The following is a 12,295-nucleotide window of genomic DNA, read 5'->3' as shown; positions in this document are numbered from 1 at the left end:
TCATGGGTAATGGTTCCTGCTCGCTCTCTTGACGCCCCGCGAGGAAGCTTTACGTGTCCGCTCCGAAACGCGACGCGGGCAGGGAGCTCAACATCTGGGCGTCACAGGGATGTGAGACTCACGCCCCCTGGGATCCCGCGTCTTTGTTTCTCCGCTGAGTCGGTCGTCAAAGGAGCTCGCTTGGCCCCATTCCTCCATGCCCCAAACAGAAGTTTGTCATCAGTCTGAGGCAGTACGTTACTGGCGTACTGCCTTTCTCCTTAGTAGACGGCCCATGCGTTGGGCAGAAAACGTCCCCGGTAGTATGGACAGGCCGTTTTCGTAATCGCTTCGCCGTTGTACAGCATCAGGGAACTGGAGCCGCCGTCCATGGCCATGGCGTTGATCACGCCTTTCTCTTCCAGCAGGTTGGCCAGGTCGGTCATGCTGGCGCCGATCGAGTGTCCCGGCTGGCGGCCGTCAATCACCACGAAGACGATGGTTCCGTCCGCTTGCTGCCCCACCGCTGTTCGGGGCTGGATGCCCCAGCTTTTGGCGGGACGGTCGGCAAACAGGTTTTTGCCGTTGACGATCAGCTGGGGACGGAAGCTCATGGCGTCGCGGGCTCCCATCTTGATCAGCTGCTGGGCGGTATAGCTGCCGGTGATCAGCTTGCCGTCATAGGTGATGGCAAGGGCTGTTTCACCGCTTTTCGGATTATAGCTCTGCAGGATCTTGCCGTCGTGGATCACCAGGCCAAACGCCGTTTTTCCCTTGCCATACCCGTCCGGATCATAGAAGCCGCTGGCGTTGACGATGCCGATCGCCTTGTAGGTTTTGGCAAACTCGTCAAGCAGGTCGCCGCGGTCCTTTCGCTTGGTGATGACCAGATGGACCCGGTTCGGATCATGGATATACATGATCTTTCCCCTGAAATTGTAGGTACCCTTGTCCACGCTGATCTCTTCGATTTCCACAAGTTCCCGCGGCTTTTCCGGCTCCTGCGGCGGCAGCGGTTTCGTGCGGGCCGCTGTCGGATCCGAATTGACAATGACGGGCTCTTTGATCTCTTTTTTCAATTCATTCAGCGTGGCTTCCGGCAAAAACGTGTAGGGGGCCCAATAGTCGTGCTGGGTCGTCAGCAGCGTGCCGGCGGCCCATTCCCGCAGTTCAAAGCCGGTGTCCGTCATGAACAAAAATACGCCGCCGGCTCCAGCGAGAAGAAGGAACCATAGACAGGTGTACAGTATGATCCGTTTCAGCCAGCGTAGCGGGTGGCGTTTTTTGCGTCTGTTTGCTGCCTTCACGCGAGATAATGTTTGCATGGTATTTCCCTTCCAACCCTTTTTCTCTCTTATCTATGACGAGCAAGCGTTTCAAAAGTTTCGCTGTCCGGATGAGGAATATGGGAAGGAAAGGGGAGGGAACAATACGGGCAGGAGGTGAGCAGGCGATGCGCGGATTTGACAAGGAGTTCCAGAAACAGGTGGAGGAATACATGGCGAATCCTCCGGGTACGGTGAACCAGCGCACGGAGAAGGACCGCCACGACAAAATGGAGGCAAGGGAAACACGGCTCGACAGCAACAACCGGTAGGCCGGACAGAGCCGAAAACAGGCGGAGTCCCTCGCGGATTTCGCCTCTTTTCTTCCGGGCGGAAACATGGTAAGCTATCCCGTACGTGAATGTGTAAGGGAGGATCCTGGTGGCTACTTCATTTGCTGCGTTGCAGATACCCGCTTCCTTTGTGGAGCATTTAACCGAACGGAACATCGTCACCCCGACACCGGTCCAGACTGCCGTCATTCCGCCCATCCTGGCAGGAAAAGATGTGCTGGCGGAGTCTCCGACCGGATCGGGCAAGACGTTGGCATATCTGCTGCCATTGTGTGCCCGGCTGGATGCCGAAAGCAAGGAGATTCAAGGGCTCATTCTTGCTCCCACCCATGAGCTTGCGATGCAGATCTTTCGGGAGGCCGAACGCGTGCTTGCCGTTTCCGGGCTGCATGCGGTGGCATTGATTGGCGGCGTCGATCCGAAGCGCCAGCTGGAAAAGCTGAAAACGCGGCCCGCCGTCGTGGTCGCGACGCCCGGCCGGTTGAAAGAGCTGTTGGAGCAGCGCAAAGTGAAGGTCCATACGGTGAAGACGGTAGTTGTGGATGAAGCGGATCGCCTGCTGGATGAAGGCTTTGCTGCAGCGGTGCGGGATGTGCTGCGGCGCTTGATGCGGGACACGCAGCGCCTCTTTTTTTCGGCGACGCTGCCGGAGTCGATCGTCTCGCTGATCGAGCCTTTGGTGAAAGAACCCGTGATTATCCGCGCGGAAGCACCGGCAAGCCGGATGAAGGTGCTTCACTTCTACCTGGTCTCGGAAGGACGCAAGAAGGTGGATACGCTGCGGCGTCTGCTGCGCCTGGTCAATGCCCGCTCGGCCATCGTCTTTGTCAACACCCTGGAGAAGGTGGAGGAGATCGTCGCCAAGCTGCGCTATCATCATCTGGAATGCCGACTCCTGCACCGGGATGCGAGCAAGGAGGAGCGCGCCCATACCCTGCAGCAGTTCCGCGCTGGCGCATTCCCCGTGTTGATCGCAACGGACGTGGCCGCTCGCGGGATTGACATACCGGGTGTGGAGTGCGTGGTGCATTTCGATCCGGCGGCGGATGCGGACGCATATGTGCACCGCAGCGGCCGGACGGGAAGGATGGGGGCCGCCGGACTCGTCTTTTCCATCATTGAGCCGAGGGAACGCTTTATTCTTGAAAAATTTTCCAAACGCCTGAATCTCCCGATCGTGGAAAAAGCGATGTCGTATGGCGCGCTGGTTGATCCGGCAGACGTACGGAAAAAGAAACCCCCCGGAAAAGCGGCAGCGAATGGAGCGGCCGGAAAGCCGGACAGGGGAACGAAGCCGCCCCATGGCACGCGCTCCGGGATGCGGAAGCGGTAAGCGTCGATACATAAGAACGGCCTCTTTGGAACAAAGTAGGGAAAGAGCGTATCTCTTTTCCCCCACCAGGAGGCTGATTATGCGGAAAGATCGTCTGGACGAAGAAGAGTTGCTGGTGAACGGCTTTGTCGGCGGAGAAACTTTGACGCGACAGGAACGGGAAACGCTGCGGGACGAGGCAAAGGAACTGCAGCAGCGGATGGATGACGCGAAGACGAAGCCCATAGCGGAATAGCAGGATGACAGAAGAGCAGTTTCAACCCTTACGTTGAACTGCTCTTCGTCTTCCTCAGATAGCGGTCGATCTCCGCAAGCAGCTGGTCCACATCCCGATAGGGCGGGTCGATCTGCAGCAGCTTGCGGATCATCCTCCGTACCTCCGGCGACAAGGCCAGCTCCTCTTCCCAGGGACGCTCCGGCTGCCCCGGTTGGGGGGTATACGTCGAGTAAAGCAGAAACAACAGAAAGTGGCCGAGCGCATACAGATCGCTTGCAGGCTCGACCTGGCGTTTGATCCGCTTTTCCGGCGGGTACTGATCCAGCGTATCGTGGAGGGCTGCGTCCTTGTCTCCGAGAAAGCGGGCGAGGCCGAAGTCGATCAGATAGGGTTTCCCCTCCCGGACGATCACGTTCGGAATGCGCACGTCCCGATGGATCACCTGCCGCTGGTGCAGGTAGCGCACGATGTCGGCAACCTCTGCCAAAAACGCGACCGCTTCCCTTTCCGTGAAGGTAGCCTGATGTTCAAACAAGTAATCCTCCAGGGTGGTCCCCGTCAGGTACGTCATGACGAGGAAGGAATCATTCCCGATCTCGAAGCGTTCCACGGCCTTGGGAATCTGCGGGTGATCCAGCGCCTGCAGGACCTTCATCTCATAGGTCTGCAGGTCCCGGCCTTTGGGCGAGCGGCGCAGGCTGGGCTTTACCTGTTTGAGCACGAACTCCCGGCCGGTCGGCTCATGGACGGCCAAATAGGCAATGCCGTAGCTGCCCAGCCCCAGCACAGCGGTCGTGCGGTAATCCTTCAGTTTGGTTCCGCGGGGATAGGGCCGGTCGGTCCATACGCGATGGAACCAGGCTTTCCCCTTTTTCCAGCACAATCTTCGCACCCTCCTGTCCGTTTCTCTTGGTTCATTATAGCAGGAGACGCGCTGCTCTGATATAATCAGGACGTTCAAACCGGACGAGGAGAAACAGCGCGATGCATTTTTCGATAGAATGGCTTGTCTTTACAGTGATTGAACAAGAAGCGGAAGAGAGCGGCAGCAAGCGCATCCGTATGACCAAGGCGCTCTCGCACGACGAATATCAGCGAAGCGAACTGAGGCCGTTTCTCGACGGCGAGTTCGTGAAAATCGCCAAGCGGAAAGTGGAGGCCAATCCCAAAAGCGAGGGAAGCCCGACGAAGCTGGGACAGTTCGTTGTGGCGGAGGGGCACGGCGTCGAGTCCAATCCCAACTACGCACTGCTCAACAAACTGCTTGCCGCAGAAAGCAAGGAACAAGGAAAAGAAGTCAGCCTGGAGCTGGTGCAGGCATATCTGCGCACATCGCAGGTGCGCAGCGGCGTGCTGCTCGTGGTCAAAACGAAGCTGGAGCGCTTCGACGACCGGTTCCTGTTTATCCTGAAATGCGACTTTGAGCAGAAAACGGCCGTCATTACGGATGAAACCACGTTGATCGCCAATGTGGAGAGGGCCATCAACGCCAAAAACATGAAATCGATCCTGTATCCCCACATGATTGAGCCCGGCATGCTGGACTGGTATCACGTCAAGATCCATCAATTTTCCCATGCCCGCTATTTTGAAGAGTTCCTGAAATACATCGAATACCCGCAAACCGTGACGGATATCGTGTCGCGGGAAGTGGTGTCGCTTGCGAAGCAGCATCTGGAACAGGTCTATCCGGAACCGACGGAAGAGCGATTGCGGGAAGAGGAGGCCATCGAGTCGCTGGCCGCCACTCCGAAGCGGGAGCTGTCCGAGCGCTGGGAGCATGAGACCGTGATGGAGGCGATGCAGCTCATCACGGAGCGGCAGCCGGATGTGGAGATGCGGTTCAGGCTTGACCATCTGCAGATCCGCGCCCTGCTCTCCGATTACGGTTCGCGGGTACACATCGCCAAGGCAAACGGGCGTTATCTCGTGCTGCTGGAAGGGGACAGCCTGCAGTTCGAGAAGGGGGTCTCGCCGGTGGAGTTCCTGAAGCCGAAGCCGCTGCAGGAGCTGCTGGCGGAGATGGGAGAGCGCGGCATGAACCCCCGCATGCAGCAGCAGGACGGGGACGATCTGCCGCCCTGGTAGTCCGAAGAATTGAAGGGGGTGAACGCGATGACAGAAAACGATACGGCACGCATCCGCTCTTCGGTGCAGCGCCGTGTGTGCGAACTGTTAACCCGGGAGCTGCCTGCAGGATGGCTGTGCCGGATGGAAGGGGACGGCCTGGTGCTGACGCGGCAGGACGGGGGACAGCCCCTCGAGAAGCGGCTCAGCCTCGAGGCGCTGTACGACCGGGTGCTGCGCCATCCCGAACAGCGGCGGGATGCCTTGTACGCCTTTGTGGAGCGTGTCGTGGCCGGCGTGCGTGGACTCATGGCCAGCCGTCGGTTGACGGGAAAAGAAGGGCAGGTATATCCCGTGGTGCGGCATCCCTCGTCGGTGAGACGGGAGGACGGGGAGACCGCATGCGTGACGCTGCCGCATACGGCGGAGACGGTGGTGGCGTTCGCCTTCGATCATGGCGACGGTTATCTGTTGATCGATCATCCCATGCTTGCGGAAGCCGGCTGGTCCCTCGACCATCTCCATGCACATGCCATGGAAAATCTCCGCAAGCTTGAGGTTCCGGTCCGCTCCCAGCAGGTTGGCCCCCACCTGATCCACTTCATCAGTCCGCGGGACGGCTATGCGGCCAGCCGCGTCCTGCTTGACGACCTGCTTGCCGATTATGACCGGAAGAAGGCGGGACAGATGCTGGGGGTAGCGATCCCGCATCAGGATGTGCTGATCCTGGCCGATTTGAAGGATAACACGGGTGCCCAACTGCTGGCGCGGCTGGCCAGTGATTTTGCGGCCAAGGGACCGATCCCCATCACGCCGCTTCCCTTTCTGTACGACAAGGGGCAGCTGGAGCCCTATCTGATCGTGCACAAGGATAAAGGATGATAAGCAGAAAGGACGGATCACGGATGTTGACCAAACAGGAGAAAGAACTGCTCGAAGAATGCCTGGATGAGCTGTACGAAGAATACGGCACCTACCGCAAATCGCTGAAACCCGGCGAGCCGATGAACGCCACGTACCAGCTCTTCCTCAGCATCGTGAAAAAGCTGGGACTTCGCCAGCCGAAGTAGGGAAACCCATGCTGCCGCCCGGATTCCGGCGCTAGTCAAGCAGCCTGAGAAAACGGGCCGCTTCATGGATCAGCCAGTACTTGGCCCGGGGACCAAAGATGTACAAGTCTGCCGCCGTGTTGACCATCCGCCTGACACGCTCCTCATCTCCCATAAGCCGCGCAAACTCTCCCATGATCATCCATGGATACAGGTCACCGGTGCGAAAGGTATCAAAGCAGGGGAAGCTGGCCGTCAATTGGTCATACAGCTGGATGGCCTCGCCGCTCTGCGGGGGGATGATCCCGTACAGGACCGGAAACGCCTGGCTGGTGGCGTCTGGATACCACTTGGTCCAGCGGGGGTAGTACCGATCATAGACCGCGAAGGTTTTTCGCTTGGGATCGTAGGTGGCGGCGATGCCCCTTCTGCAGGCAAGAGCCCCTTCATGGGCGAGCCGTGCCGCTTCCTTTTCTCCGATTTCCCCGAACAGAAAGGCCGCATCGGCCAATCCCTTGTATGCCTCACAATTGTCCATCAGATACTTTACCTTCCAGCGCCTTTTTGCCCAGGTAAGGCCATCGGGCTGCTGCAACGACAGCAGGGCGGACAGGAGCGTGCGAAGAACGTCCCGGTTCCTGATGCACCATGGGATGTCCCCGGATTCTGTCAGATAGGCGGCCAGCAGGGTGAAATAGGTGGCATGGTAGCTGTCCTCGCTGTCGGCTTTCCCCGTGTCGATTTCCTTCCCGTCTTCCAGGCGGTAATCGTTGACGAACCCGTCCGCTGACACATGGGCCAGATACCAATCCAGGTGATTTTTGACCGCGGAAAGCTCGCCGCAGGAGACCAATGCCAGCAGGGCTAGGTTGGTGAAATACGGATTGATGCTCGGACTGTGCGGTGACATCCGAAACGTTCCGCTCGGCAGTTGGCACTGCAGCAGGTATTTTTTCTGCCTTTCAATCATCAGGAGCACCGTCCTTTCCATGTTAAATAACCCCGCCGACTTAAGCTTACGCTGGTGTCGGCGGGGGCCCTGCAAAAAAAGCTTCGCTGCGGAAGCTTTCGTTCAGTCGGGGGTTATCCGATCATTTCCAATACCATCAAGGTCGTCAGCAAACGATCTCGGGCTTCTTCCCACGTTTTGCCGGTTTTTACGATGCGTTCCGATTGGTAGTCGATTTCGGCGATATAGACACCGTCGTGTTCATAGATCAGCATGGGTGACCTTCCTTTCCTGTTGCATTCCTTTCGCACATTGTATGCATGTGCTTGGGCAATGATGCATCCAAAAGAAAAGGGGCAGCCCCGTTGCGATTATTTGGGAAGAAATTGCAGAATGAAGCCGAGCATGCCCGCTGCGATCAGCGGCCCTACCGGCACGCCGCGGAAAAACGTGACACCGAGGATGGTGCCCACCAACAGCCCGGTGACGATCAACGGATTGGCCGTCAGCAAATGGGCGCCGCGCCCTCCCAGGAAGGCGACAAACAGGCCGATCGCCACCGCAAGCAGGGCTTTCCAGTCGGTCAACGTCTTCACGATCGTTTCCGGCGCAATTTTGCCGCTGGCGACGGGCGCCATGACGCCGATGGTAAGGATGATAATCCCGACTTGCAGGCCGTACTGTTCCAGATAGCCGAAAGCACGGTCAAAGTGAATGAGGCGCAGGAACAACAGCACGGTGACAGAAATGGAAATAGACGGATTGTTCCCCACAATGCCGAGTGCAAGAAAGAGCAAAAGCAACAGGTTGGTCATATCCATCGCTGGTACCCGCTTTCTTTTTTTGTCTATTATACCCCGAGTGCACCGGGGGTGGTGCAGCATGCAGCCGTCATTCTTCCTCCAGCATGCCCACCGGAAAACCCAGCTGCTCGCCATTTCCCTGGAACCGTCCCCAGGCGAAAACCCCGTTGAAATAATCGACGGTAAAGGGCGCCTCATGCCCGTGAACGCGGTAGGACTTGCCCACGCGAAAGCCATCGGTGCCGACAAAGTACGACTTGGCTATGAAAAATTTTCTTTCCACGACATGGTATTGGGACAGATCGCCCCTCTTTTTGGCATCGTCCATTTCCTGCCGCAGCCGTTCCATCTCTTCCTGCAGCTCGGCCAGCGTCATTTGGCTGAACAAACGCATTGCCATCTCCTCCTTATGTCTCTTCCATTGTAGCAGGAAAACGGATGTGAGGCGAAAAAAACGGCAGCGATCCGTGTGATCGCTGCTCTTCATTCACCCTGTTACTTCTCTGTAATGGTAATCGATTTGATCGTGACGGGCTGTACCGGCATGCTTACTTCCTTGGTGACCGGATTGGCTTTCACTTTCACGCTGGCGATCTTCTGCACCACATCCAGCCCTTTCGTCACTTTGCCGAAGATCGTGTAGTTGGGGAAGTTTTTCAGCCCTTCCACATCCGGGCCGGAGCCGATGAAGAACTGGCTGCCATTGGTGTTGGCACCGGCATTTGCCATGGCGACAACCCCGACTTCATATTTATGGCCGTTTTCCAGCTCGTCTTCAAAGGTGTATCCCGGGCCGCCTGTACCGTTGCCGAGGGGGTCGCCGGTTTGGATCATGAAGTCTTTGATGACGCGGTGAAACGTCAGGCCATCATAGAACTTGTCTTTGGACAGAAAGACAAAGTTGTTGACCGCCTTGGGCGCATCCTTGGCAAACAGCTGTACGGTGATATCCCCCATCGACGTATGGATGACTGCCGTATACTGTTTGTTGGGATTGATCTTCATCGCAGGCGGTTGGGCATATTTTTTCGCTCCGGTTGGTGCCGGGGGTGCGGCCGGTTCCGTCGTCTTTGGCTTCTCTGCCGGTGCGGGCGGAGGAGTGGGCGTTTCCTGGGCATTGTTGCCGCAACCGGCTAGAAGCAGGGTTGCAAGCAGCATCAAACAGATAGCACTAAGGATTCGCTTCATAGATGTGCACCTTCCTTTGCAAGTCTTCTTGGTCGTTCCACAGGATTATAGCACAAAGGAACAGGTGAATTCCAACCGGACCCATTGGCTGTTTTTTCGGGCAATTCGCCCTATTTTTCCTCATCTGCTATAATGGGAGAAATGCTGACAGAGGTGATGCCATCGTGACAGAGCGTTTCGAAACCAAAACCGTACATATCAGCCATCCCCATGTAACCGATGTAAGCAAAGCCACTCCGATCTATCAAACGTCCGTATTTGCGTTTCCGGGATTGGAAGAGGTGGAGGCATACTATGCCGGGAAACGCGATTATTTGTACACCCGCAACGGGAATCCCAATCAAACCGAACTGGCGGATGCCGTTGCGGCCCTGGAAGGGGCGGAGCGCGGCGTCAGTGCGGCATCCGGCATGGGGGCCATCATGGCCGGACTGCTGGCGGTCCTGCAGCCGGGGGATCATCTGCTGGCCTCCCATGAGCTGTACGGCGGCACCTACGCCCTGATTCAGAAAGAGTTGTCCCGTATTCACATCGAACTGGAACTGATAGATCTCACCAAAGTATCATCGCTTGCCGGCCATCTGCGCCCCACGACCAAAATGCTGTTCATGGAAACGATCACCAACCCGCTGCTGACCGTGGTGGATCTGCCGTTTTGGATCCGGGAGGCCAAGCAGCACGGCTTAACCGTCATGATTGACAATACGTTCGCCACCCCTTATCTCGTGCGGCCCGTCACGTTCGGGGCCGATCTCGTCGTCCACAGCGCGACCAAATACATCGGCGGCCACAGCGATGTGACAGCCGGTGTCCTGGTGGGACGTGCGGGACTGGTGGAGCGGGCGCGGGAGATCATCGTTCATTACGGGGCGTCCCTGAGCCCGTTTGAGGCATGGCTTGCGGCCCGCGGCCTGAAAACCCTTGCGTTGCGGATGGAGCGCCAATGCGACAACGCGAAAAAGGTGGCCGCATTCCTGCGGAACCATCCGGCGGTAAAGGCCACCTACTATCCGAGCGAAGCGGCCACCCGTTTTTTTGATCGGCCGAAGCAGGGAGCCATGGTTTCGTTCTGCCTGGCGGATGAAGAGAAGATTTACCAGTTCTACCGCTCCTTGAGCTGGATGAAGCTGGCCCCGTCCCTCGCCGGTGTCGAGACGGCCGTCTCTCATCCTGTCACGACCTCCCATCGCGCCTTAAGCGAAGAGCAGCGGCAGGCGACCGGCATCACGAAGGGGCTGGTTCGCCTCTCCGTCGGCATCGAAGCGTATGAGGATATCGTGGAGGAACTGGATCGCGCCCTGTCCCGCTAGCACCGCTTTGCCAAGCATCCGACTCGTCGCATCGGGACGGGTCTTTTTCTTTTTCTGCAATAAAAATTTTATCGACTGTGACCTTTTTCCCGGTCATCCGTCAAATGAGGTAGAAACAGCAAATGGGCTTGGGAGGAAGAGTGATGGGAATGGCCATGAAACAAGGGGTGCAGGAGCCCGTGTCACCCCCCTCTGAAAATGTGGAATATTTCGAATCGCGTTCTTTTACCGAGCTCTATGACGAGTACTTTGACAAGGTGAACCGCTATTTGCGCTACCGGGTGCATAATCCCTGGGATGCGGATGACCTGACCACGACGGTCTTTTTGAAGGCGCTGGAGAAATTTGACCAGTACAGCCGGACGAGTCCGTTTGCGTCATGGATTTTCCGCATCGCGCACAACACATTTGTCGATTTTGTCCGGAGGAACCGGGAAACGCCGATGGATCAGGAAGAGCTGTTCCAGGATGAGGCGGATGACACCTGGCAGCCGGAGCAGAATCTTTTGACAAATGAGGAAGTACTCTTGCTGCGGGAGAGACTGGACATGTTATCCCAGGATCAGCGGGATGTATTGACGCTCCGCTATTTCGCCGAATTGAAAATCCATCAGGTGGCGGAAGTGCTGGGAAAATCCGAGTCGAGCGTGAAAATGATCTCCTATCGGGCACTGCAGCAGTTGAAACGGCTGTATGAGGGAGGGAACCGCGATGAGAGATGATGAGCGCATGTCAACGGAAGAACTGCATGATTCGACAATCACGGATCTGCTCCGACACCTTCAGCAGCTGCGCCGGGCCGTTCCGGTCAATTATCAGTTGAAGGCGGAGTTGAGGGAAAAGCTGTTGGAGCGGATGCGGGAGATGGAGCTGCAGCATTCTCCTCAGCCGCCGGACAGAGACGTCGGAAGGCGCTGGAGTGTATGGGGGATCTACGGCGGTGCCGTGGTATTGATCCTGGCGGCCGTTCTCTTGCTGGTGACCCGCGATGCCATCGTCGTGCGCGAAGAGGAGCTGGCCGGATTGCGGATGGCCCAGTCCGCCGAACAGGTCGCACTGGCCCCGGACGGTGAGCATATCGCGTACGTGGCAAACGGGGATCGCTTGTACACCCGGCCGCTGTCCGAGGATCAACAAGAGAGCCGGTTCATCCTGCCTGCCACCACGGGACGGTACCGGGCGGTCGCCTGGTCCCACAGCGGGAGACAGCTGGCGGTTGTTGAAGAGAATCAACAGGTGAACCGCATCTGGCTGGTGGAAACCGATCCGGACGGAGCTGTGCGGGCAAGCAGCCGGCTGTTGAAAGAAGAGAAGGGAGCCGTCTACCACACACCCAGCTGGTCACCGGATAACCTGTCCATTGCGTATACCCGCATGACGGGAGGAAAAGAAGAGATTTGGGTAAGCAGCACGCTCTCCCTGCAGGAGAAGAGGGTGACGGAAGGCAGCCAGCCGGACTGGTCGCCGGATGGCGGTTCCATCGCTTTCGTGAAGGGGGGGACGGTCTCCGTGCTGAATCTCCGTACCGGAGAGGTGCGCACGATCGGGCCGGGAACATGGCCGGCATGGATCGCACCGGATCAGATCGCCTACACGACGCCGCAGGGCAATCTGGTTGTGGCCCGGCTTGAGGAGAAATCGGTGGAATCCGATATGCTGCCTGTCCCGGCAGCCATGAAAGATAGAATCGTACGAGCCGATTGGTCGCGCGACAGGAAAGAGATCCTGATATCCTACCAAGCGGGGCAGTCGCTCGCATTTGGCTTTGCCGTTCGACGATAG

The 12,295-nt window shown here is 57.6% G+C and carries 16 protein-coding genes; 9 read left to right on the top strand and 7 right to left on the bottom strand.

Annotated features, from left to right (window positions below; all coding sequences use genetic code 11):
- Positions 1-260 precede the first annotated feature (260 nt).
- Positions 261-1,304, bottom strand: a complete 1,044-nt coding sequence (locus tag G3578_RS14320) for a phosphodiester glycosidase family protein (RefSeq protein ID WP_165213639.1) — start codon at positions 1,302-1,304, stop codon at positions 261-263.
- A 128-nt stretch (positions 1,305-1,432) separates the two neighbouring features.
- On the opposite strand from G3578_RS14320, the gene G3578_RS14315 reads away from it, so the two are divergent.
- From G3578_RS14315 to G3578_RS14305, 3 genes are all read left to right on the top strand, one after another.
- Positions 1,433-1,576 carry a hypothetical protein gene (locus G3578_RS14315; protein WP_165213638.1) on the top strand — a complete coding sequence of 48 codons (144 nt, stop codon included), beginning with the start codon at positions 1,433-1,435 and terminating at the stop codon, positions 1,574-1,576.
- 109 nt (positions 1,577-1,685) lie between these two features.
- Positions 1,686-2,930 carry a DEAD/DEAH box helicase gene (locus G3578_RS14310; RefSeq protein WP_165213637.1) on the top strand — a complete coding sequence of 415 codons (1,245 nt, stop codon included), beginning with the start codon at positions 1,686-1,688 and terminating at the stop codon, positions 2,928-2,930.
- A gap of 79 nt (positions 2,931-3,009) precedes the next feature.
- Positions 3,010-3,165: a hypothetical protein gene (locus tag G3578_RS14305; protein ID WP_165213636.1), complete on the top strand. Its 156-nt coding sequence runs from the start codon at positions 3,010-3,012 to the stop codon at positions 3,163-3,165.
- A 28-nt stretch (positions 3,166-3,193) separates the two neighbouring features.
- On the opposite strand, the gene G3578_RS14300 is transcribed toward G3578_RS14305, so the two are convergent.
- On the bottom strand, positions 3,194-4,030 hold the full coding sequence (locus tag G3578_RS14300; protein ID WP_165213635.1) for a serine/threonine protein kinase: 837 nt from the start codon (positions 4,028-4,030) through the stop codon (positions 3,194-3,196).
- A gap of 101 nt (positions 4,031-4,131) precedes the next feature.
- Between G3578_RS14300 and G3578_RS14295 the strand changes: the two genes are divergently transcribed.
- Genes G3578_RS14295 through G3578_RS14285 form a run of 3 tightly spaced genes read left to right on the top strand, consistent with a single transcriptional unit; the run spans position 4,132 to position 6,284 of the window.
- Positions 4,132-5,235, top strand: coding sequence for a DUF3900 domain-containing protein (locus G3578_RS14295; RefSeq protein ID WP_165213634.1), 1,104 nt, complete (start codon positions 4,132-4,134; stop codon positions 5,233-5,235).
- 27 nt (positions 5,236-5,262) lie between these two features.
- Positions 5,263-6,096, top strand: coding sequence for a DUF1444 family protein (locus G3578_RS14290; protein ID WP_241254629.1), 834 nt, complete (start codon positions 5,263-5,265; stop codon positions 6,094-6,096).
- A gap of 23 nt (positions 6,097-6,119) precedes the next feature.
- Positions 6,120-6,284, top strand: a complete 165-nt coding sequence (locus G3578_RS14285; RefSeq protein WP_165213633.1) for a hypothetical protein — start codon at positions 6,120-6,122, stop codon at positions 6,282-6,284.
- Between the two features lie 31 nt (positions 6,285-6,315).
- On the opposite strand, the gene G3578_RS14280 is transcribed toward G3578_RS14285, so the two are convergent.
- From G3578_RS14280 to G3578_RS14260, 5 genes are all read right to left on the bottom strand, one after another.
- Entirely contained in the window at positions 6,316-7,254 is a 939-nt protein-coding gene (locus G3578_RS14280) for a prenyltransferase/squalene oxidase repeat-containing protein (RefSeq protein WP_165213632.1), read from the bottom strand.
- A gap of 92 nt (positions 7,255-7,346) precedes the next feature.
- Positions 7,347-7,487 carry a hypothetical protein gene (locus G3578_RS14275; protein ID WP_165213631.1) on the bottom strand — a complete coding sequence of 47 codons (141 nt, stop codon included), beginning with the start codon at positions 7,485-7,487 and terminating at the stop codon, positions 7,347-7,349.
- Positions 7,488-7,583: 96 nt separating this feature from the next.
- Complete coding sequence (locus G3578_RS14270; protein WP_165213630.1) at positions 7,584-8,033, bottom strand: DUF441 domain-containing protein; 450 nt, start codon at positions 8,031-8,033, stop codon at positions 7,584-7,586.
- A gap of 70 nt (positions 8,034-8,103) precedes the next feature.
- On the bottom strand, positions 8,104-8,409 hold the full coding sequence (locus G3578_RS14265) for a YfhH family protein (RefSeq protein ID WP_165213629.1): 306 nt from the start codon (positions 8,407-8,409) through the stop codon (positions 8,104-8,106).
- A 101-nt stretch (positions 8,410-8,510) separates the two neighbouring features.
- Complete coding sequence (locus G3578_RS14260; RefSeq protein ID WP_165213628.1) at positions 8,511-9,203, bottom strand: peptidylprolyl isomerase; 693 nt, start codon at positions 9,201-9,203, stop codon at positions 8,511-8,513.
- Between the two features lie 164 nt (positions 9,204-9,367).
- Between G3578_RS14260 and G3578_RS14255 the strand changes: the two genes are divergently transcribed.
- From G3578_RS14255 to G3578_RS14245, 3 genes are all read left to right on the top strand, one after another.
- Positions 9,368-10,513 (top strand): PLP-dependent transferase, encoded by a 1,146-nt coding sequence (locus G3578_RS14255; protein ID WP_165213627.1) that lies wholly within the window; start codon positions 9,368-9,370, stop codon positions 10,511-10,513.
- Positions 10,514-10,656: 143 nt separating this feature from the next.
- A complete protein-coding gene (locus G3578_RS14250; protein ID WP_165213626.1) occupies positions 10,657-11,235 on the top strand; it encodes an RNA polymerase sigma factor in 579 nt (192 codons plus the stop codon).
- Entirely contained in the window at positions 11,225-12,295 is a 1,071-nt protein-coding gene (locus G3578_RS14245; RefSeq protein WP_165213625.1) for a TolB family protein, read from the top strand. The genes G3578_RS14250 and G3578_RS14245 overlap by 11 nt, the downstream gene beginning before the upstream one ends.

This window comes from Brevibacillus sp. SYP-B805, assembly GCF_011059135.1.
Classification (GTDB): domain Bacteria; phylum Bacillota; class Bacilli; order Brevibacillales; family Brevibacillaceae; genus Brevibacillus_F.
The sequence above is the reverse complement of the archived record's forward strand: the minus strand, read 5'-3'. Positions and strand labels throughout refer to the sequence as shown.

Coding starts and splice junctions, on each gene's coding strand:
- G3578_RS14270 (WP_165213630.1), bottom strand. CDS start 8,033: ATGGATATGACCAACCTGTTGCTTTTGCTCTTTCTTGCACTCGGCATT.
- G3578_RS14315 (WP_165213638.1), top strand. CDS start 1,433: ATGCGCGGATTTGACAAGGAGTTCCAGAAACAGGTGGAGGAATACATG.
- G3578_RS14295 (WP_165213634.1), top strand. CDS start 4,132: ATGCATTTTTCGATAGAATGGCTTGTCTTTACAGTGATTGAACAAGAA.
- G3578_RS14285 (WP_165213633.1), top strand. CDS start 6,120: ATGTTGACCAAACAGGAGAAAGAACTGCTCGAAGAATGCCTGGATGAG.
- G3578_RS14290 (WP_241254629.1), top strand. CDS start 5,263: ATGACAGAAAACGATACGGCACGCATCCGCTCTTCGGTGCAGCGCCGT.
- G3578_RS14280 (WP_165213632.1), bottom strand. CDS start 7,254: ATGGAAAGGACGGTGCTCCTGATGATTGAAAGGCAGAAAAAATACCTG.
- G3578_RS14260 (WP_165213628.1), bottom strand. CDS start 9,203: ATGAAGCGAATCCTTAGTGCTATCTGTTTGATGCTGCTTGCAACCCTG.
- G3578_RS14305 (WP_165213636.1), top strand. CDS start 3,010: ATGCGGAAAGATCGTCTGGACGAAGAAGAGTTGCTGGTGAACGGCTTT.
- G3578_RS14265 (WP_165213629.1), bottom strand. CDS start 8,409: ATGCGTTTGTTCAGCCAAATGACGCTGGCCGAGCTGCAGGAAGAGATG.
- G3578_RS14320 (WP_165213639.1), bottom strand. CDS start 1,304: ATGCAAACATTATCTCGCGTGAAGGCAGCAAACAGACGCAAAAAACGC.
- G3578_RS14245 (WP_165213625.1), top strand. CDS start 11,225: ATGAGAGATGATGAGCGCATGTCAACGGAAGAACTGCATGATTCGACA.
- G3578_RS14275 (WP_165213631.1), bottom strand. CDS start 7,487: ATGCTGATCTATGAACACGACGGTGTCTATATCGCCGAAATCGACTAC.
- G3578_RS14250 (WP_165213626.1), top strand. CDS start 10,657: ATGGGAATGGCCATGAAACAAGGGGTGCAGGAGCCCGTGTCACCCCCC.